This window comes from Acinetobacter sp. M5A5_2a (genome assembly GCF_053345265.1).
Window position 1 is genome coordinate 231,853 of sequence record NZ_JBKEZV010000004.1, and the last position, 19,635, is coordinate 251,487.

Annotated in this window: 18 protein-coding genes; 8 read left to right on the forward strand and 10 right to left on the reverse strand. The window is 38.3% G+C overall.

What is annotated here, in order from left to right; all coding sequences use genetic code 11:
- Positions 1-299: 299 nt before the first annotated feature.
- The 4 genes from ACLBWE_RS07855 to ACLBWE_RS07870 all read right to left on the reverse strand — a co-directional run bounded on the left by ACLBWE_RS07855 (position 300) and on the right by ACLBWE_RS07870 (position 4,035).
- Positions 300-464 carry a hypothetical protein gene (locus tag ACLBWE_RS07855; protein ID WP_045434600.1) on the reverse strand — a complete coding sequence of 55 codons (165 nt, stop codon included), beginning with the start codon at positions 462-464 and terminating at the stop codon, positions 300-302.
- Positions 465-571: 107 nt separating this feature from the next.
- Entirely contained in the window at positions 572-1,576 is a 1,005-nt protein-coding gene (locus ACLBWE_RS07860) for an SUMF1/EgtB/PvdO family nonheme iron enzyme (protein ID WP_447602128.1), read from the reverse strand.
- Entirely contained in the window at positions 1,573-3,249 is a 1,677-nt protein-coding gene (locus tag ACLBWE_RS07865) for an arylsulfatase (RefSeq protein ID WP_447602130.1), read from the reverse strand. Before ACLBWE_RS07865 ends, ACLBWE_RS07860 begins: the two co-directional genes overlap by 4 nt.
- A gap of 168 nt (positions 3,250-3,417) precedes the next feature.
- The gene (locus ACLBWE_RS07870) at positions 3,418-4,035 is read right to left on the reverse strand and encodes a rhomboid family intramembrane serine protease (RefSeq protein ID WP_003653076.1); all 618 of its coding nucleotides are present in this window, start codon (positions 4,033-4,035) and stop codon (positions 3,418-3,420) included.
- 158 nt (positions 4,036-4,193) lie between these two features.
- On the opposite strand from ACLBWE_RS07870, the gene nfuA reads away from it, so the two are divergent.
- Both nfuA and ACLBWE_RS07880 read left to right on the forward strand, forming a co-directional pair.
- Positions 4,194-4,832, forward strand: coding sequence for a Fe-S biogenesis protein NfuA (nfuA, locus tag ACLBWE_RS07875; RefSeq protein WP_003653074.1), 639 nt, complete (start codon positions 4,194-4,196; stop codon positions 4,830-4,832).
- Positions 4,833-5,001: 169 nt separating this feature from the next.
- Positions 5,002-7,266 carry a TonB-dependent siderophore receptor gene (locus tag ACLBWE_RS07880; RefSeq protein WP_447602133.1) on the forward strand — a complete coding sequence of 755 codons (2,265 nt, stop codon included), beginning with the start codon at positions 5,002-5,004 and terminating at the stop codon, positions 7,264-7,266.
- A 23-nt stretch (positions 7,267-7,289) separates the two neighbouring features.
- Here ACLBWE_RS07880 and ACLBWE_RS07885 read toward each other — a convergent pair whose 3' ends face one another.
- Positions 7,290-8,297 (reverse strand): hypothetical protein, encoded by a 1,008-nt coding sequence (locus tag ACLBWE_RS07885; protein ID WP_447602135.1) that lies wholly within the window; start codon positions 8,295-8,297, stop codon positions 7,290-7,292.
- A gap of 26 nt (positions 8,298-8,323) precedes the next feature.
- On the reverse strand, positions 8,324-9,349 hold the full coding sequence (locus ACLBWE_RS07890) for an alpha/beta fold hydrolase (RefSeq protein ID WP_447602137.1): 1,026 nt from the start codon (positions 9,347-9,349) through the stop codon (positions 8,324-8,326).
- Between the two features lie 285 nt (positions 9,350-9,634).
- On the opposite strand from ACLBWE_RS07890, the gene ACLBWE_RS07895 reads away from it, so the two are divergent.
- On the forward strand, positions 9,635-10,249 hold the full coding sequence (locus ACLBWE_RS07895) for a carbonic anhydrase (RefSeq protein ID WP_003653067.1): 615 nt from the start codon (positions 9,635-9,637) through the stop codon (positions 10,247-10,249).
- Positions 10,250-10,281: 32 nt separating this feature from the next.
- Here ACLBWE_RS07895 and ACLBWE_RS07900 read toward each other — a convergent pair whose 3' ends face one another.
- Positions 10,282-10,905 carry an arylesterase gene (locus ACLBWE_RS07900; RefSeq protein ID WP_447602140.1) on the reverse strand — a complete coding sequence of 208 codons (624 nt, stop codon included), beginning with the start codon at positions 10,903-10,905 and terminating at the stop codon, positions 10,282-10,284.
- 44 nt (positions 10,906-10,949) lie between these two features.
- On the opposite strand from ACLBWE_RS07900, the gene ACLBWE_RS07905 reads away from it, so the two are divergent.
- Positions 10,950-11,642: an ABC transporter ATP-binding protein gene (locus ACLBWE_RS07905; protein ID WP_045434585.1), complete on the forward strand. Its 693-nt coding sequence runs from the start codon at positions 10,950-10,952 to the stop codon at positions 11,640-11,642.
- A gap of 3 nt (positions 11,643-11,645) precedes the next feature.
- On the forward strand, positions 11,646-14,105 hold the full coding sequence (locus ACLBWE_RS07910; RefSeq protein WP_447602372.1) for an ABC transporter permease: 2,460 nt from the start codon (positions 11,646-11,648) through the stop codon (positions 14,103-14,105).
- A 1-nt stretch (position 14,106) separates the two neighbouring features.
- Here the strand turns inward: ACLBWE_RS07910 and ACLBWE_RS07915 are convergent, their stop codons facing one another.
- On the reverse strand, positions 14,107-14,916 hold the full coding sequence (locus tag ACLBWE_RS07915; protein WP_447602142.1) for a rhomboid family intramembrane serine protease: 810 nt from the start codon (positions 14,914-14,916) through the stop codon (positions 14,107-14,109).
- Positions 14,917-14,992: 76 nt separating this feature from the next.
- On the opposite strand from ACLBWE_RS07915, the gene mtgA reads away from it, so the two are divergent.
- Together mtgA and ppk1 are read left to right on the forward strand one after the other, a co-directional pair.
- Positions 14,993-15,670 carry a monofunctional biosynthetic peptidoglycan transglycosylase gene (gene mtgA, locus ACLBWE_RS07920; RefSeq protein ID WP_447602144.1) on the forward strand — a complete coding sequence of 226 codons (678 nt, stop codon included), beginning with the start codon at positions 14,993-14,995 and terminating at the stop codon, positions 15,668-15,670.
- Positions 15,671-15,775: 105 nt separating this feature from the next.
- Positions 15,776-17,857 (forward strand): polyphosphate kinase 1, encoded by a 2,082-nt coding sequence (gene ppk1, locus ACLBWE_RS07925; RefSeq protein WP_004641788.1) that lies wholly within the window; start codon positions 15,776-15,778, stop codon positions 17,855-17,857.
- A 59-nt stretch (positions 17,858-17,916) separates the two neighbouring features.
- Here the strand turns inward: ppk1 and ACLBWE_RS07930 are convergent, their stop codons facing one another.
- Complete coding sequence (locus ACLBWE_RS07930; protein ID WP_080026496.1) at positions 17,917-18,045, reverse strand: hypothetical protein; 129 nt, start codon at positions 18,043-18,045, stop codon at positions 17,917-17,919.
- A 57-nt stretch (positions 18,046-18,102) separates the two neighbouring features.
- Between ACLBWE_RS07930 and ACLBWE_RS07935 the strand changes: the two genes are divergently transcribed.
- The gene (locus ACLBWE_RS07935) at positions 18,103-18,693 is read left to right on the forward strand and encodes an SPOR domain-containing protein (RefSeq protein WP_447602374.1); all 591 of its coding nucleotides are present in this window, start codon (positions 18,103-18,105) and stop codon (positions 18,691-18,693) included.
- 29 nt (positions 18,694-18,722) lie between these two features.
- Here the strand turns inward: ACLBWE_RS07935 and oxyR are convergent, their stop codons facing one another.
- Entirely contained in the window at positions 18,723-19,631 is a 909-nt protein-coding gene (gene oxyR / locus ACLBWE_RS07940) for a LysR family transcriptional regulator OxyR (protein WP_447602147.1), read from the reverse strand.
- Positions 19,632-19,635: the final 4 nt, after the last annotated feature.

Genomic DNA, 19,635 nt, shown 5'->3' on the forward strand with positions numbered 1-19,635 from the left:
AAAATGTTCAAAATGTATCAATAACACAGATACAGAAATGATTAAAAACTAGACTTTTTTCTTAAAGGATAAGAGAAGTCAGACGGAATAAGAAAGAATTGGGGTGAAACTAGATAGAAGACAGCATAAGATTGTCTTTTAAAAATCTTGGGGATATGGTGATTTTTTTACACCATAATTTTCTAGTTTCATCCCATCTATTTTTGGGTTGGAACCCTCCATTTTTGTACTCAATTTATCACTCGATTAAACCTTATTTGTTTAAAGAAACTTCAAAATTACTCTAAAAGAAGCTATCTTTAACAACGTCCTTTTTTCGCTTGTCCTGGTGGGCAAAAGTCTCCTGGGTGGTTGTGATAAGGTGAATCTGGATCAACCACAATACTACCTTCAGGTGTATGAACTGCACAGGCTGATAATGACATTGTGAAAATTGCTGCTGCACAGAGAAGTAATGTTTTCATCTTGTTCTCACTTTTTTATCATTCTCCATTTTACTATAGAAATATTTTGATTATTTTTCGATCTATTTTTGGTTAAGAATATATTTAATAATTCTGATTTAAAGAAACTAATCAGATCGTAAAATCGTTCGGAAGCCCACATGGGTTGCTGCTAAATCAAAGTCTTGCGGATAGCGGCTACTGCTACGATAACGTGAACAATAATTTTGTGCGCAAAGAAAAGATCCGCCTTTAATTACATATTGTGTACTGGTGATTTGTTGTTGTCTTAAATCAGAATAATTTCCCATATGCTGGTCATGAGCACCTTGATATGGAGATGATGTCCATTCCCATACATTTCCGATCATATCAAATAGTTTGAAATGATTTGGTGCAAAGCATCCAACGGGCGCAACATCTTTAAAGTGATCTTGATTCAGGTTTTGAAAAGGGAATTCACCTTGCCAGTAATTTGCTTGTGGATGTTGGTGTTCATCGGTAGGGGCTTGATGTAATGGTGTATCAGTTTTTGAATTTGCTTTAGCTGCATATTCCCATTCTAGTTCTGTTGGTAAATCACGTCCTAGCCAGACCGCATAATGTTCAGCATCATTTTTACTCACGTATCGCACAGGTTCGTTAGGATGGGGAGTAGCACCTTTACTACCATTTGGAGTTTTCCATGTATAGCCCGATTTTAGTTGCCACCATTGCTGTGGATGTTGAGGGTCTGGTGAAAAAACAGCAGCCTGCTTTTGTTTTTCGGCATCGGTGATATAACCTGTTGCTTTTACGAAACTAGCAAACTGCGCAATGCTGACTTCTGTCTGATCAATCCAGAATCCTTTGACTTCCCGTTGTTTTTTTCCAAAATTAAGTTCATCGGGATAGGCTTTCTCAGAACCAAAATTAAAATGTCCATTAGGAATTAAAACCATTCCAGCTGTAGATTGTTTTAGCCAACCTTGAGGTAGTCCAGTGTAGTTTTTACATTTCTCAATAGAACCCAAGTCAGCTAACGAGGTTTGCTGCTGAGACGATGGTGCGGGTTCAGAAACTTGTGAAGATTGACTACAGCCTGCCATAAAAGACAGGCTGATGGTCGTAACTAAAAATAATTTTAATCTCATTTGGCGTTATATTCCTGCACACCATTTTTTTCAGTATATTTCTGATAGACCGATAAGAGTTCTTGCACTTTAGCAGGGTAAAGCTGAGCAACGTTCTGTCTTTCCCCTCGATCTGCTTTAATGTTGTATAGCTCCCAAGTTCCTGTACCTAATTCAGGGCGCCCTTGAAGTGCAATTTTCCACTCGCCTTGTTTTGCATATTTACTACCATGTAATTCATCAGCAAAACTAAAATTTTCGGGGCGAATCGTAGTGGTTTTATTTTCAAGTAAAGGTTTCCATGAAATCCCTGATGGCGTGTTAATGGTACGACCATTGTATTGGCCTTGAGGTACTAGAATATGAGCATATTCTAGTAAAGTTGGGAAAACATCGAGTACTGATGCAAAGCTATGATTCGTTTCTTCTGCTTTTTTCTGATTTGGTAATTTCACGATAGCAGGGGCAGTAGTTGCACCTTCACCAGCCGTATCCTTCCATAAATGGAAAGGTGCAGCACTAACCTCAGCCCAACGTGGTCCAATATAGTGATACGAAGTCGGTGTACCTACATTTGCTACAGAGTTATCAAAGCCAGATTCACTGCCATATCCTCCACGTACAAAACCTTCTGCACCATTGTCGGAAACAAAGAAAATTAAGGTATTGTCATAAAGATTATTTTGTTTGAGGTATTGAATAATTCGGCCCACATTGGCATCGAGATTTTCTACCATACCTGCATAGATTTCCATTTTACGGGCTTCTAGTGCTTTTTGTTCAGCAGTTAATTCATTCCATTTTCCATATTTTTGTGGAGCATTTTGAGTTGCAATCGGTTCGGCTGCTTCAAAGTTTGCCGGAATAATGCCAAGCTGTTTTTGGCGCGCGATACGCGAATTACGAATTGCATCGTAACCAACATCGTAAACTCCGCGATATTTTTCACGGTATTCCGCAGGTGCCTGAATTGGCCAATGAGGCGCTGTATAGGCAGCGTAAGCAAAGAACGGTTTGCCACTATTTTTGCCTGAGTCTAAATAGCTAAGTAATTTATCGGTAAAATAGTTTGTCGAGAAAAAGTCATCAGGCAATGCTGAAACAGGAATAATTTGCCCATCTTCCGTATAGGTCGAATTTCGCTTAAATGCACTTGGCGCTTGCTTAAAGTGGTGATCTAGGCCTTGTAACAAGGTAAATGAATGATCAAAACCTTTTGCATGGGCATTCGTTTCAGGGGTTAGCCCTAAATGCCATTTACCGCTGATATAAGTACGATAGCCATTATCTTTAAGCACTTGTGCAATCGATAGCGAACGCTCATTCAAATAGCCCTCATAGCCGGGCTGGCCCTTTAAATGTTCTGGCGTGAGTTCAGCCATTGCACCAATACCAGCTAAATGGTGATCAGTACCTGAAATCAGTTGAGAACGTGTTGGGGAACAGGTCGGGGCGGTGTGATAGTCAGTTAAAAGGCGACCTTCCTGAGCTAGGCTATCAATATTGGGTGTACGAATTTCACCACCGAAGGCTCCTAAATCTGAATAGCCTAAGTCATCAGCCATAATAAATAAGATATTGGGCTGTTTAGGAGTGCTGACTACATTTTCTTGTTTATCGTTGTCATTACATCCAGCCAAAGATAAGCTAAATAAAGCAATGGAAAGGCTAGATAAAATTGCTTTGTACTTCATTGTATCATCTGAATTATTAAAAGATTTGGCATGAGTTTAATCAGATGGTTTTTGCAATCAAAACAAGGAAAAGATCAAAGAAAATCAGAAAAAAGACTGAGAATTTATGGTGATAAATAAATGAGAAAAAAAGAAAAGCCCATTACGGGCTTTTTTTGAGTGCCTGACTTAGAACGGAATACGAGTCAGTTGATCTAAGAAATGCGGAATCACCTTAGGTTCGATCAAAATGGTTACAAGGACCCCGTAAGCTGCACCCCATAAATGAGCACTATGGTTGATATGGCTATTACCACGTTTACCAGCCCAAATGCTGTACGCTACATATAAAACAGCAAAAATAATGGCTGGTACTGGAATGAAGAATACAAAAATCAGCTTCCATGGTTGAAATAGAATATAAGCAAATAAAACAGCTGAAACGGCACCAGAGGCGCCGAGGCTTGCCCAGTTTGTATCATTTCTATGTTGTAAATAGCTCGGTAAAATTGCAAAGATTAAACCGCCTAAATAGAACAAAACAAAACCCATGTCATAAAAATATTGGCGATAAAAACTTTCAATAATGCTGCCAAAGAAGAACAGGGTAATCATGTTAAAAAGTAGATGTGTACCATCTGCATGGATAAAGCCATGAGTAATGAAACGATCAAATTGCCCACGTTGCATTGCAGGTGGCCAAAAAATCAAACGATTCATCACGTTTTGATTGCTAAAAGCAAGTAAAGAGACAATGACCGTAATAATAATAAGGGTAATGGTATGGTTAAACGGCAGATGCAACATAAGAAATATTTAAAAAATGATCAATATTGAGCCCAATAATGCCATTAAAAACTTCAGTTGAAACCCTGTTGTGTATAAATCCGACAAATTTAGTTGATTTTTTTTAAATCTACCTCATCTTCGGTTAATATAAAGGCATCAGCTTGAGGAATATTGTTATGTCGACTGAGAACACCAACACTGCTGTTGCAGAAGAAATTCCAAACCTTTTGATTACACCATCTGCACAAGAGTATTTGCACGATTTATTGACGAAGCAAAATACTCCGGGAATTGGCGTTCGAGTTTTTGTTGAACATCCGGGTACGCCACGTGCAGAATGCTGTATGGCATATAGTGCACCAGAAGAAGTAATCCCAACGGATTATAAACAGGACTATCCAGATTTCCCTGCATATATTGATGCGCCATCTATTCCTTATCTTTTAGACGCCGTAATTGATTACAATAAGGACCGTTTTGGTGGGCAGTTAACTTTCCGCGCGCCAAATTCTAAAGTTCCACGTGTTGGTCCAGATGCATCAATTGAAGAGCGTATTACTTACATTCTTCAAGCAGAAATTAACCCAGGTCTTGCAGGCCATGGCGGGAATTGTAGCTTGGTAGAAGTACAAGATAATCCAGAACATGGTTTAACTGCTGTATTGAAATTTGGTGGTGGTTGCCAAGGATGTTCTGCAATTGACGTTACCTTGAAACAAGGTGTAGAAACGACGTTAAGAGAGCATATTCCAGAGCTTCAACGTGTGGTTGACCAAACTGACCATACACAAGCTGAAGGTGCTTATTTCAAATAATTAAATTATTTGAAAAGTGACATAAAAAAGCCTCGAAATGAGGTTTTTTTATTATTCAATATAAATAATGATAATTATTATCAATATCATTTGTAATTTTATTTAGATTTGTTACAATGCGGAACTTAAAATGAGAGATGTTTAATAAATCAATATATTGGGAATACTTATGTCGAAGCGTATTATCCAGTCAGTGCTTTCTGTTTCAGTACTGGCAAGTATGATGTCTATGGCTTATGCTGCAAAAAATGAGCAAGAACAAGCTGAACCAGCATTAGAAAAGCCTGCTGAACCTGTGAAATTGGAAACAATTTTTGTAACAGCTGAAGAGCAAGTAAAGCAATCGCTCGGTGTATCAGTGATCACCCAAGAAGATTTAGAAAAACTTCCAGTTCGTAATGATATTTCAGATTATGTACGCCGTATGCCTGGTGTAAATTTAACTGGAAACAGTGCAACAGGGCAGCGTGGTAATAATAGACAAATCGACATTCGTGGAATGGGTCCTGAAAATACGCTCATTTTAGTGGATGGAAAACCTGTTAACTCTCGTAATTCAGTTCGCTATGGTTGGAAAGGGGAACGTGATACACGCGGTGATTCAAACTGGGTTCCAGCAGAAGCAATCGAATCGATTGAAGTTTTACGTGGACCAGCGGCAGCTCGATATGGTTCGGGTGCAGCAGGTGGTGTAGTCAACATCATCACTAAAAAAGTGACGAATGAAACCCATGGTTCGGTAGAGCTCTATACTTCACAACCTGAAGACTCTAAAGAAGGTTCATCAAATCGAGTTGGCTTTAATTTAAGTGGGCCAATGATTAAAGATGTTTTGTCATATCGTTTATATGGTAATTACAATAAAACAGAAGCTGACGACGTCGATATTAATAAATCAATTGGAAGTACGGCAGCTGGGCGTGAAGGCGTTAAAAATAAAGATATTTCAGGCCGTTTAGCTTGGCAGGCAACAGATCAACAAACTGTCTTGCTCGATGTCTCATCTAGCAAGCAAGGGAATATTTACTCTGGCGACTCTCAGTTAAATGCAAATGCTGAAGCAGATGCGATTCTTTCTGAACTTATTGGTAAAGAAACCAATACGATGTACCGTGATAGCTATGCTTTAACACATGAAGGTGATTGGTCTTGGGGTAAAAGTAAGTTAGTTGCTCAATATGATAAGACTCATAATAAACGTTTGCCTGAAGGCCTTGCTGGAAGTGTAGAAGGAAAAATTAATAACCTTGATGATAAAGCCACTTCAAGATTAGAAACTCTTCGGTTAAATGGTGAAGCCAATATTCCTTTTGAATATTATGTACCACACGTATTAACACTTGGTACTGAGTGGGTTGAAGACAGATTTAAAGATAATATTTCGACAAATCAGGGTACAGACAGCAGCGGTTCAGGTTATGGCGATCAATTAGCTAAAGGCAATCGCAGTAAAATGGAATCACGTATTGCTTCTGCATATATCGAAGATAACTTGAAACTCACAGACAGCACAGATGCTGTGTTAGGTTTACGTTTCGACGACCATAGCAAATCTGGCTCTAACTGGAGCCCAAGCTTAAACGTTACTCAAAGACTCAATGATTATTTCACCCTAAAAGGTGGGATAGCAAAAGCTTATAAAGCACCAAACATGTATCAAAATGCCGAAGGGTACTTACTCAGTACAAACGGCAATGGTTGTCCAGCCAATATTGAATCGCGTTGTTTATTACAAGGTAATGGTGATTTAAAGCCAGAAACTTCGGTAAACAAAGAGTTAGGCATCCAGTTCCAAAAAGACATTGTCAACGCGAGCTTAACGTGGTTCCGTAATGACTATAAAGATAAGATTGTGGCAGGAACGAATGTTGTTGGCACTGTAGATGGCTCAAGTACCAATGCAAATACAGGAGCTGTGACCAACACGAAGTGGAATATCTTACGTTGGGAAAATACGCCTAAAGCATTAATTCAAGGTTTTGAAGGAAGCTTAGGGTTAGACTTTGGCGATATTCGTTGGACCAACAACTTTACCTATATGATGGACTCGAAAGATAAGCAAACGGGTAACCCATTATCTTTAGTTCCTAACTATACAATTAACTCAATTTTTGATTACGACATTACAGATCAGTTAGATGTGAATTTTGTATTTACTCAATATGGCCGTCAAAAATCGCGTCAGTTTGCCGAAAATAGAATCGAATCTGGCATTGGTTCAGGTGGAACAAATTCTGCGATTAAGCCAAGCACTGTAAAAAGCTATAGTACGGCTGGAATTAATGTTGGTTATAAAATTTCAGACAATATTAGTACGCGTGTTGGTGTAAGCAACTTGTTTGATAAACAAATTTTAAGAGACAGTAATTCGATTAGCCAAACGTACAATGAGCCAGGTCGAGCTTATTACGCCTCTTTAAAATATTCATTTTAATCCATAGTAATAACAAAGGCGCTTTAAGCGCCTTTGTTATTTAAAATATCTAATGCTTTTTCAGAATAATAAAATTTCTCTAGGTAAACACGAACACGTCTTCTTAAATGACCAGTTGTGACTAATTGCTGTAATACCGGCACAAGTAACTGAGTCAGTTCATGTTGAATTAAGCTTTCATCAATATTGAGGTCACGAAGTAGCAAGTCAAAATTATGTTCCTGATTTCGAACATACCACGTATAAATACCATCATGTACTTGTTGTTTCAAATAAGAAGTCTGGCGAATGTGATCCCAAATCTGATGTCCTAAACCCACAGTTTTTGATAAATCTTGAACTTCCACATAGTTCTTTAAAACGGAAAGCGGCATGGTTTTAACTTTATGCCAAATATTTGCCTGAAAATGGTAGAGCTTATCATTGTCAAAATGTTGGTTTAAAACACGCTCACTCATTTGAGTGAGTTTTAAAATATTCTTTTGCAAATAATGATGAATCGTGTCATCCAGATTTGAGTCGGTTACGGTTTCTAGAACCGATTTACCCATCTTCATAAAACGACCTACACCTGGCACCCGTTTTGACATCGACTCATCTAAATAGTCATGCATTGTTTGTTGAATAAGCTGTGTTAGAAGTGCTGAAAATGCAGGATTATTCACAATCGTTTTAATTAGCTTCTTACGATGCTGATCTTTACTTGCAATGTATTGCGCAATTCCATCAATTGTTAAAACAGGAATAACATCTTCAATTGTTGTACTGTCATTAGCAGGATGAATCAGTGCAAAACGGATATGTTCTGCAATTTGTTCAAGTAGGGAATCAGAAGCAGGGGTGTCTAAAATCTGCTTTTGAATCAGCTGCTGAATTTGTTCGAAAGTCCAGAGGTGTTGTAGTTGCCGACTACCCAACCAATGATAAAATTGCTCAAATTCTTGTTGGATAACATGGGGCTGAGCAAATTCCTCATCTAAAAAATCAAGATGAGCTTCAATGAATTTTTCTATAAGCGGTTGGGTAGACATAAGGTCTCACAAGTCCGAAGTTTTATTTAAGGTGTAGTCGCTTTTGGCGACTGATTTGTTTCTACTTTCAGTAAAAACGGTACATATTGTTGAATAACCAGCTGCTCAGCTTCCAAAATTGGCATATGGCCAACATTTTCTAAAATAACCGGAGGTTGGGCATTCTTTAAAAGTCGTTTTAGTTCACTTGCTACTTCGACATTAATAATCTTATCTTGCTTGCCCCATACAATCAGTGTCGGTGCATCTATTGTTTTTGTGAGAACTGCAAATGAGTCTGGCGTATAGACTTTATTGAGGGCAATAAGCTGATCGACCAGTTTCTGCGTTTGAGGTGCCTGATTAATCATGAGCTTTTCTTGAGCTTCTAAAAATTCTTTTGGAATAAATGGTGGATTAAACATGGTTTGCTTTAACAAATAATTAAAGTCACCCTTTTTAGATACTAAAAGTTGTTTTAGGTAAGCAGGATCTTTTAGATAAATTGTATTGGCAGAACGGAAAATACCGCCACTATCAACTAAGAATAGGCTTTTGGTTTCAAATGGATATTGTCCAGCATAGAGTAGGGCAATTGAACCGCCAAGTGAGTGGCCAGCAATATGAATAGGGCCTTTTAAATTTGCAGCTTCAACAAAACGACGTAATTTTTCGGCAAGATTAGGCACTGAATAATCAAAGTCTTGTGTAACTACGGTTTCACCACTTCCTGGTAAGTCAGGAATAACGACATGGTAATTTGCTGTCAGATAACGGGCGACACGGTTCCAGTTATCACGGCTACCTCCTAATCCATGGATGAGTAACAACGTAGGTTTAGTGGTAGACCCACCTTCACTATATGACCAAGTTATATCACCAACTTTTAAACTTTTACTTTGTAAACCTGCCCAGCTTCGTTCTTGCTGCAAAATATTTTGAAAGCTTATATCAATCGTATCGGCAGCTTGTGTCTGAGAAATACTCATTATTGTTGTAAGGCTGCAGGCTAAGGTAAATGCTGCAACGGTTTTTTTTAGAACAGTTTTTTTTGATGCGGACAGCGTTGTCATAAGATTTCATCCTTGATGCATAAGCGAGTTTGAAAATTATTGAAAAACTTTGCCAATGAGTCATTTGCTAAATGATTAAAAGGAGGAAAATTATAGTCAATCCATTTGCTAAAGTATGTCTATTTTTTCACTCAACAGCAGTGAATGTGCAGTAAATTCTCCATTCAAATAGAAGAAGTATTTTAAAAATTTTTGATGGGAAAGGATTTAATTTTTTGTCAGTGACATTCAAATTTTGACACATTAAAATGATTTCCAACCTTGAAAAAACAATGGAAATATAAAATGCCTACTGCGCAAGAAGTTTTAGATCGTCTGAAAGCTGGTAATCAACGATTTGTAAATGGAAATACTTCCCTTGCAAAAACCTTATCTCATCATGAACGCGCTGAAATGGCAAAGGATCAAAATCCATTTGCGATTGTATTAGGTTGCTCAGATTCTCGTGTTCCAGCAGAAATGGTATTTGACCAAGGTCTTGGTGACTTATTCGTAATTCGTGTTGCTGGTAATGTTGTGGCACCTTCACAAGTCGGTAGTGTTGAGTTCGCAGCAGAACGCTATGACTGTCCGGTTGTAGTTGTATTAGGACACAGCCATTGTGGCGCGATTCAAGCGACAATTGATACGTTAATGAACCCTGATCAACCACCATCATCTAACTTAATGTCGATTGTGAACCGTGTTCGTCCATCAGTTGAAATTTTAATGCAAACTGACTTAAAAAATGATTTGAAAAAATTATCATGCCATGCAGTACGTTCAAACGTTTTTGCTTCGGTAAATCAATTACGTCATGGTTCAAGTGTCCTTGAAAGCTTGATCGCAAAAGGTGAGTTGATTGTTGTTGGTGCAGAGTATTCATTAGAAACTGGTGAAGTTACTTTTTTTGATTTCTGATCATAATAAAAATATTTAAAACTAAAAGGTGCCTATAGGGCACCTTTTATGTATGGAAAAGCTAAATTAAGTAGTTTTGACTGTGCTTGCGCATTTGGATGAATCAAATCATTTTGCATCAGCTGTTTTTGACCAGCGACACCATCTAGAAAGAACGGAAGCAATTTCACCTGATATTTTTGGCTTACAACTTTATAATTATTTTCAAAAGCTTTGCTATATGCAGCCCCATAATTTGGCGGAATTTTCATACCAAAAATAACAACTTTGGCTTTTTGTTTTTGGCTTAATTGAATGAGCTGATCCAGATTTTTTTGAATCATTTGAGGTGGTTGCCCACGCAAGCCATCATTTCCTCCTAATTCAATCACGACTACATTTGGCTTATAGGTCTGCAATAATTTAGGTAATCGTGCCAAAGCTCCGCTTGTTGTTTCACCACTAACACTTGCATTGACCACTTTGTATTGTTTGGGATACTGTTGGTCTAAACGTTTTTGCAGTAATTGTACCCAACCTTGTTTGGGATCAATTCCGTAACCGGCACTAATACTATCTCCTAAAATTAAAATAGTTTTCGCCGATACAAGCATAGGCAGCATACTTAATGAAATGAGCATGATGCTTTTAGAACCAATCAAAAAAGATTTATACATTTGTACTTCGACTCTGATTCTGAATACATAGGACTTTTCACATCATGCCACAACCCATCATTGCTGCCCATCAAGTTACACAAACTATTCAGATCAACCAAAATCAGTTTACGATTTTAAAAGATATCGATTTAGAGATTTTTGAAGGGGAGCAGGTAGCAATTACGGGACGTTCCGGCTCAGGTAAATCAACCTTACTCGGAATTTTGGCTACTCTTGATCAACCATCTGAAGGAGAAGTGTGGCTATGTGGTCAAGCAGTACATGAGTTAACAGAAGAACAACGCGCTCAAATTAGAATGCAGCATATTGGTTTTGTATTTCAGTCTTTTCAGCTTTTACCTCAGTTGAGTGCGCTTGAAAATGTCATGTTGCCCTTAAGGCTGCGTAAAGATTTCGATTATAAAACCGCAGAGAAAAAAGCGTTAGATTGGTTGCATCGAGTGGGGCTTGGTCGTCAGGTAGAGCAAACTCCTAAAGTCTTGTCTGGAGGGGAACAGCAACGTGTAGCGATTGCGCGCGCACTTATTGCAGAACCACAAATTATTTTTGCAGATGAACCGACCGGAAACCTAGATGGTCAAACAGCTCAAGAAATTGAAAATCTGCTTTTTGATTTAAATCGAGAGTTAGGGACAACCCTTATTTTGGTTACACACGACCGTAACTTAGCAAGTCTTTGTCAGCGCCATGTTGAGTTAGATGATGGCCGATTAAAGACAGTACAGGGTGGTTAAATGATGCGTAATCTTCTAAAACCACTTTTACTTCAAAGTTTCCGCACGGGTGGTCTATATCTACTCATTATTGCTCTTTCACTTGCGATTAGTGCCACAACCGCTCTGAAGTTTAGCAATGACCAAGTTAAAAATGCTGTCAGTTTACAGGCTTCCCAAATGTTGGGTGCTGACTTAGTTCTGTCGAATAACGAACCGATAGAACAGTCATGGAAAAAAAGAGCAGAGCAGCTTGGTTTCAAGCAAACCAATGTCACTATTTTTAGTTCTATGGCCCATACACAAGATCAGTTTGTCATGGTCAACGTGAAAGCAATAGAGCCTTTATTCCCACTAAGAGGCCAGCTTGAAATTGAGCCAACTACGCAAGGGATTCAGTCTGGTGAGGTGTGGTTAAGCCAAAGGGCGGCAGATTTATTAAAAGTAAAACTGGGTGATGCTGTTTCTATTACGGATGGTACATTTCGTTTTAGTGGTGTGATTGTACGTGATTCAAATCAAGAGTTAGGTTTCTCTGGCTTTTCTCCCACGGTTATTATCCATCAAGCTGATATTGCTAAAACTCATGCAATTCAGACAGGCAGTAGAATTGACTATCGTTTATTAATGGCGGGTAAACCAGAACAGGTACAGACTTTTGCTAAGCAGTTTAAACAACAACATCAAACCACTAAAGATCTAGACGAAACAGCGGGTTTACGGTTACGCGATGCAAGTGAGTCGAATAGCAGATTATTACGTCCACTTGAAAACCTTGATACCTTTTTGCAATTGGCCAATATTTTAACGATTTTATTGTGTGGTATTGCCATCGCTTTAACGAGCCAAAGATATGTTCAACAAAACCAAGATCACATTGCGCTCATCCGGTGTTTAGGTGGAAGTAAATTCCAAATTTTATTGGCATATATTGGATTACTTTGTGTTGTTAGTGCGATTTCGATTGTTATAGGAAGCTTACTGGGGCTGATATTGGGCTATGGCCTACTTCAACTCATGTTGCAATTGGTTCCTCAATTGGAATTAAATTTTTCGGTAGTACCACTTTTGCTTGGGCCTTTACCAATTGCGATTTTTACAAGTGTAATTGTTTTGCTTGGGTTTATCTTGCCAAGCATTTGGGAGCTTTTAAATACCCCACCAATCCGAGTTATTCGTGAACAAGCAAAATCTCGAAAATCATTATTTTTTATGTTTTTTGCCGGCATTACTAGCCTGATCGTTTTTAGTTTGGTGTTGAGTGAAAACTTAATGCTCAGCATTATGGTTTTGGCTGCGATTATCGTTCTTTGTATTTTGCTTTACACCGCTGTCTGGTTATTGCTTCGTAGCCTAAAAAAGATGAAAAATCGCTTGTCTTTTTATATTCGTTCTCCTTCCCAAAGTGCATTACAGATTACTGCTCTAGCTTTAGGATTAAGCCTTATTACAGTGTTAAGTGTATTAAGAACTGATTTATTAGAGCGTTGGCAGCAACAACTTCCTGAAGGAACCCCGAATCAATTTGTATATGGTTTACCTCCATTTGATTTAAAAGCTTTTGAACAACAGTTGAAACAAAATGGTTGGCAAAGCACGCCTTTATATCCCAATATCCGCGGTCGATTGCTAGCAAAAAATGAAGTGCCTTTTTCTGAAGAAGCCATAAAACAAAATAATTCTTTACGTCGTGAGTTAAATCTAACGCAGTCTAATCAATTACCGAATGACAATGCCATTACAAAAGGTCAAGCTCAGTTTAGTGGTGTAGGGCAAGTTTCTGTTGAAAACAAAACGGCTGAAAGTCTTGGTATTAAAATTGGAGATAAGCTTACCTTTAGTTTGCCGGAAGGCAATTTACAGGCCAAAGTTGTTAATTTTCGAAGTGTAGAATGGGAAAGTTTTAGTCCTAACTTTTTCTTTATTTTTTCACCGAAAACTTTAGATGAAAATGCTGGAAGTTATTTAGGCAGTTTTTATGTGCCTAAGCAAGACCAACCCAAAATGATCAATATCATTCAGCAATTTTCGAATACGGTATTTATTGACGTTGATCGAATTTTAGATGAAGTAAAGCGTTTAATGAATGTTTTAGTGAAAATTGTGACCGTGCTGGCGGCTTTGGTGGGTTTCTCTGGGGTTTTAGTACTGGTTGCATGCTTAAACTTATTAATGGATGAGCGACGCCGTGAAGTTGCTTTGTTACGTTCATTTGGATTGTCTAAGAATAAAATGAAGCAGATGCTCAGTCTTGAAGTTGGATTTTTAGGATTGTTAGCAGGCATAGTTGCCTGCTGTTTTGCAGAAGTGATTAGTGCTATTGCAAGCTATAAAATGAATATGGCAATACAGTGGCATGTTGAAATATGGCTGATTTTACCAGTTGGCATGATGCTGGTTTGTGCCCTGATAGGCCGTTATCGACTAGGCTATCTTTGCAACTTACCACCTTTACAAAGCTTAAGAGAACTAAACCAGCTGTAGCTTAAGGAATAATGCCGGGGTTCTGGATGATGATTTCATGCCATAAAGGAAGTAAAGGTGAGTTGAGTTGTACACAGTACATATAAAAACCACTTGTAATTACAACTGCTCCTAATAAGCCTAGAAGTTTGAGCGTATTTTTAAATTTGCTGACATAACTTAAGTACCACATCAGCGCAAGAAATGCCCCAATAATCATGCCGCCAATATGCGCGGCATTATTAATTCCCGTTGCGACAAAACCAAAAATAAGGTTGATTGCCATAATCATTAATAATGCTTTTTTATCGAGTATGTAGGCTTGATGAGGTAGCGGTGGAAATAAAGAAAGTACTGTTAACGCAGCACCTAATCCCATCACAGCACCTGAAGCACCTGCACTGACATGGGGAAGTAAGCTCTGGTCAAAATGTTGCAGCAATTCATGTCCATTTTGAATGGTCATATAACTACTTAAAAGGCTACCAAATAAGCCAGCGAGTAAGTACATCCCGATAAAATAGAAGCGACCAAATAGTGACTCAGCAACATTACCGAAAATATACAAGGCCCACATGTTAAGCATGAGATGAACTAAACCAAAATGAAAAAACATGCTGGTAAATAAACGTTCGGGCTGCCCAGAAAAAGTAAGTGGTGTAAAATCAGCACCCCAATGAATAGCATCTTTCATGGCTGGGTCACTAATATCGACGCCAGAGACAATTTGCCAGACAAACAAACCTACATTGATTGTGATGAGTAGGGCAGTCAGCCACCAATTTTGTACATTGAGTTTACGATTAATGTGCGGAGGCTGATATTGAGTCATGCTATGCTTTTGTTATATATGAACATGCTTTACAGCTTAACATGAAAAAAGTTGAATACAGGAGATCAGGACGAACATGAAAGCTTTTATTGTTCGCGTGTTGTTAATTTTTATTGGGGCGATTCTCCTTATTCAACTTTGGATTTTTTCGAGTTTGGTCTGGTGGCGGACACATGAAGTGGATACCACCATGTTCATGCGAATAGATTATTGGTCTGATACATCAGAGCCAATCATCCATAAGTGGCTTGATTATGATGATATTAGCGACAATTTCAAACATGCGATTTTAGCGGGTGAAGATGCAAAATTTATCCATCATCATGGTTTTGACTGGCAGGGTATTCGTTTTGCCCTTGAGCGAAATAATGAAGAGGGTGAAGTTGTTGCTGGCGGTTCTACAGTCTCTCAGCAATTGGCAAAAAATCTGTTTTTATACAATAAGCGTTCGTTTATTCGTAAAGGTCAAGAAACAGTCGCGACTTGGATGATGGAGCGAATGTGGACAAAACGCCGAATTCTTGAGGTGTATATGAACTCGGTTGAATTCGGCAAAAATCTGTATGGTATTGAAGCAGCCGCTCAACATTATTATGGTAAAAGTGCTAAAAGCCTAACGCGTGAACAAGCTGCTTTCTTAGCCGCGTTATTGCCTGATCCGAAATATTATCAAGATCACCGCAACGATCATAAACTACAATATAGAAAACGCGTTATTTTACGTTATATGAATAGCACCCAGATTCCTGAATAATGCTGTTTTAAAGATGTGTTAATTTTTTAGTTTTTACCAAATTGTCATATTTTTGCAGCATACTGGTTTATAGAGATTTTGGCTGGATAGAGAATTGAGTTAGACATGAATACAGCGATTACACCAACAACGACCCCAATAGAATATAGTTATAATGACCGTTATATCAATCGTGAATTGTCTATTCTTGACTTCCATTTGCGTGTATTGGAACAAGCGGTAGACCCTTTACATCCCTTACTTGAGCGAATGAATTTCTTACTCATTTTTTCACGTAATCTCGATGAGTTCTTTGAAATTCGTGTTGCCGGAGTGATGGAGCAATTTTCTCTAGGCAATGAGAGTCGTAGCCCAGATGGTCTTACGCCAAGACAGGTCTTACAAAAAATCTCTGAAACTGCTCATGCTGCGATTGAGCGTCAATATCGTATTTTAAATGAGCAAATCTTACCTAAGCTACGTGAAGAAGATATTTGCTTCTTACGTCGTGGTGAGTTAACTCCAGCCCAGTCTGCTTGGGTAAAAAAATATTTTCAGGAACAAGTTGCACCTGTATTAACACCAATTAGCTTAGATCCAGCACATCCATTTCCTCGCCTTGTGAATAAAAGCCTGAACTTCATTATCACTCTTGAAGGTAAAGATGCTTTTGGTCGTCAAATTGATTTGGCTGTTGTACCTGCACCACGTTCATTGCCTCGCGTTGTACGACTACCAGATGAATTGACAGGTGGTAAAGAACATCATGTGATGTTATCGGCAATTATTCATGAGCATGTGTCTGATTTATTCCCAGGAATGACAGCAACTGGATGTTACCAATTCCGTGTTACACGTAATGCAGACTTGGCATTGAATGAAGATGTTGAAGACTTAGCTAAAGCATTAAAAGGTGAATTAAGTTCACGTCGTTTTGGTCGTGCCGTTCGCTTGGAAGTAACCCATAATTGTCCACAACATATTTATGAGTACTTACTGGAAGAGTTCGATTTAACCGATGAGCAATTATACAAAGTTGATGGTCCGGTAAACTTAGCTCGTCTGGTTTCAAATTTTAAACGTCCTCATTTGCGTTATGACTCGCATACGCCAGTTGTGCCTAAAGTGTTTAAAAAGACCGAGAGTATTTTCTCGGCAATGCAAAAACAGGATATTTTACTGCATCATCCGTTTGAATCTTTTGCGCCAGTTATTCAATTGCTACGCGAATCTGCACGTGATCCGCAAGTATTAGCAATCAAACAGACGCTATATCGTAGTGGTGCTGATTCTGAAATTGTGCAAATTTTGGCTGAAGCGGCTCGAAATGGAAAAGAGGTTATTGCAGTTATTGAGTTACGTGCTCGCTTTGATGAAGAATCAAATATTGAAGTGGCGAACGTTTTACAAGAGGCTGGGGCAGTTGTTGTTTATGGCATAGTTGGTTATAAAACTCACGCCAAAATGATCATGGTGGTGCGCCGTGAAAACAATAAACTGGTGCGTTACGTTCATTTAGGAACAGGTAACTACCATGCGATGAATGCTCGAATTTATACAGATTATGGTCTCATGACCACAGATAAAGATCTGTGTGAAGACGTACACCGTATATTCCAAGAATTGACTGGCATGGGCAAAATGGCGAAATTGAAAAAGCTATTACATGCACCATTTACTTTACATGCTCAGCTCATTAACTTTATTGATGAAGAAATTGCTAATGCTAAAGCAGGACGTAAAGCTCAAATCATTGTTAAAGTGAATGCGTTAACCGAAGTTCAGCTAATCAATAAATTGTACGAAGCTTCTCAGGCGGGTGTTCAGATTGACCTGATTATCCGTTCGATTTGCTGTTTACGTCCGGGTTTGCCTAACTTATCAGAGAATATTCGAGTGCGTTCAATTGTAGGACGTTTCCTTGAGCATACGCGCGTTTATTACTTTAGTAATAATGGTGATGCACGTATTTATTGTTCAAGTGCAGACTGGATGGACCGTAATTTATTTAATCGTGTTGAAGCATGTTTCCCTGTTGAAGACCCTGCGTTGAAAAAACGTATTTATCAACAAGGTTTGGTGAACTACTTACAAGATAATCAACAGGCATGGCTGTTACAAGGTGACGGTACTTGGATTCGTGCTGAGCCAGCAGAGGGTGAAAAATTGCATAATGCTCAAAGGGCATTATTGGAAATCATTAAATAATGAACTCTCAAGATTAAATAAAAGCCGACATTTTGTCGGCTTTTTTAATTAACTGAAATTCAAAGTAATTTAGTTAGTTTTTCTAAATGGTTGCTGGATAAACGACAATAATTTGAAGCACTGCAATATGTTTTTAAAATATGTGATTTTTTACATAAAACATTGAATTTTAAAAATATACAAATCACAAAAAATCTACTTTAATACGGCGCATTAAATATACTTAACTTTGGTAAATGAATAAGATGCAATGCTTTATTAGAAGTTTACTTATTAAAATACTTTTGGGGATAATGCCAGTGACCGCCTATGCAGATCAGAAGTGTTATGGGGATATCATAGTATTTCAAAGATTTGATGATCCAGCAATATATCCTTATTTTGTAAATTCTTCTAATGATAAAGCGAAAAAAAGTGGGGACAAAAATAAAACAATAGTCATCCAAAAAAGAAAACCAAAACAAGATGAGTTATTAGCCCAAAAGAAAATTGAAGACGTGCATACAAAAAAAGTAGAAGAAAAGAAAAAATTTGACAGTAAAAAGCAACTTGATGCAGCTATCGCTAAAGAAATTTTGGAAAATGGTGAAAAGAAATGGATGGTACAAGTTGCATTGGCGGCTAATCAAAATAAGGCAAGTACGATTCAGTCACAGTTAGAAGCGAAGGGGTACAAGGTTGTAACCAGCGCAACCACTAAAGGAATACGAGTTATGGTAGACCCTGTAAATGACTATGCCATAGCACAAATTATTAGAGAAAAAATTATCGCTGATAATAGTTTGAATATGCCATCTGCTTGGGTGTTTAAGTGGGCATCTTTAACACCTCAGTAAAATAAAAAGGAGTCCGAAGACTCCTTTTTTTATTCGTGTAATCTTGTCGTGATTTTCTGCATAATTTGTAGTAATACATCGAACTCACTTTGCAATGGTGTACTTTTACGAGTCACTAGCGCTAAAGTACGGCTCGGTGCATCTTCGATTGGTTTTGCAGTAATCTGATCATTAAACTTGATCATACTATTTTCAATTGCAATTTCTGGTAAAAGCGTAAAGCCTAAATCAGAAGAAACCATTTCAACTAACGTTGGTAAAGAGCTTGCTTTTAAACGGTTGTCGTTTTTACGCTCACCGATAGGGCACGCACTCAAAACGTGGTCACGTAAACAGTGGCCTTCCTCAAGCAAGATTAGTCTTGATAAGTCAAGATCATCTAGAGATTTTGCTTGAAGAGCATTCATATCTTGTTTACTACATACAAGGTACAAATTTTCTTTCGAAATTTCAGCGACTTTTAGACCTCTGGTGTCAAATGGTAGAGCAAGAACGATCATGTCTAGATTACCGTGTTCTAGACGCTCTACAATTTTTTCACTTTGTGCTTCATGCAAATGTAGCTGAATTTTAGGTAGCTGCTGATGCACTTCATTAAGTAAGCGTGTCAGGATAAAAGGTGCAATGGTTGGAATAACACCCAAATGCAAATCACCCGTTAACGGCTCACTCATTTCACGGCTCAAACGCATTAAATCTTGAGCATCTGCTAGTAGTACACGGGCACGAGCAACGACTTGTTCACCTAAAGGTGTTAAACGCACATTCTGACGATCACGTTCTACCAGAACGCCACCTAATAACCGTTCAAGCTCCATGATGCCGCCTGATAACGTCGATTGAGTGACAAAAGAGCGGCGTGCTGCTTCAGTAAAATGCAAAGTTTCCGACAACGTAACTAAATATGATAGCTGTCTTAGTGAGGGTAATGCAGCCATAGTG

Bases quoted from the DNA above. Each gene is read 5' to 3' on its own strand.
- ACLBWE_RS07865 (WP_447602130.1), bottom strand. From the start codon at position 3,249: ATGAAGTACAAAGCAATTTTATCTAGCCTTTCCATTGCTTTATTTAGC.
- ACLBWE_RS07855 (WP_045434600.1), bottom strand. From the start codon at position 464: ATGAAAACATTACTTCTCTGTGCAGCAGCAATTTTCACAATGTCATTA.
- ACLBWE_RS07880 (WP_447602133.1), top strand. From the start codon at position 5,002: ATGTCGAAGCGTATTATCCAGTCAGTGCTTTCTGTTTCAGTACTGGCA.
- ACLBWE_RS07910 (WP_447602372.1), top strand. From the start codon at position 11,646: ATGCGTAATCTTCTAAAACCACTTTTACTTCAAAGTTTCCGCACGGGT.
- ACLBWE_RS07870 (WP_003653076.1), bottom strand. From the start codon at position 4,035: ATGTTGCATCTGCCGTTTAACCATACCATTACCCTTATTATTATTACG.
- ACLBWE_RS07890 (WP_447602137.1), bottom strand. From the start codon at position 9,349: ATGACAACGCTGTCCGCATCAAAAAAAACTGTTCTAAAAAAAACCGTT.
- ACLBWE_RS07895 (WP_003653067.1), top strand. From the start codon at position 9,635: ATGCCTACTGCGCAAGAAGTTTTAGATCGTCTGAAAGCTGGTAATCAA.
- ACLBWE_RS07885 (WP_447602135.1), bottom strand. From the start codon at position 8,297: ATGTCTACCCAACCGCTTATAGAAAAATTCATTGAAGCTCATCTTGAT.
- ACLBWE_RS07915 (WP_447602142.1), bottom strand. From the start codon at position 14,916: ATGACTCAATATCAGCCTCCGCACATTAATCGTAAACTCAATGTACAA.
- ACLBWE_RS07900 (WP_447602140.1), bottom strand. From the start codon at position 10,905: ATGTATAAATCTTTTTTGATTGGTTCTAAAAGCATCATGCTCATTTCA.
- ACLBWE_RS07935 (WP_447602374.1), top strand. From the start codon at position 18,103: ATGCAATGCTTTATTAGAAGTTTACTTATTAAAATACTTTTGGGGATA.
- oxyR (WP_447602147.1), bottom strand. From the start codon at position 19,631: ATGGCTGCATTACCCTCACTAAGACAGCTATCATATTTAGTTACGTTG.
- ACLBWE_RS07905 (WP_045434585.1), top strand. From the start codon at position 10,950: ATGCCACAACCCATCATTGCTGCCCATCAAGTTACACAAACTATTCAG.
- nfuA (WP_003653074.1), top strand. From the start codon at position 4,194: ATGTCGACTGAGAACACCAACACTGCTGTTGCAGAAGAAATTCCAAAC.
- ACLBWE_RS07860 (WP_447602128.1), bottom strand. From the start codon at position 1,576: ATGAGATTAAAATTATTTTTAGTTACGACCATCAGCCTGTCTTTTATG.
- ppk1 (WP_004641788.1), top strand. From the start codon at position 15,776: ATGAATACAGCGATTACACCAACAACGACCCCAATAGAATATAGTTAT.
- mtgA (WP_447602144.1), top strand. From the start codon at position 14,993: ATGAAAGCTTTTATTGTTCGCGTGTTGTTAATTTTTATTGGGGCGATT.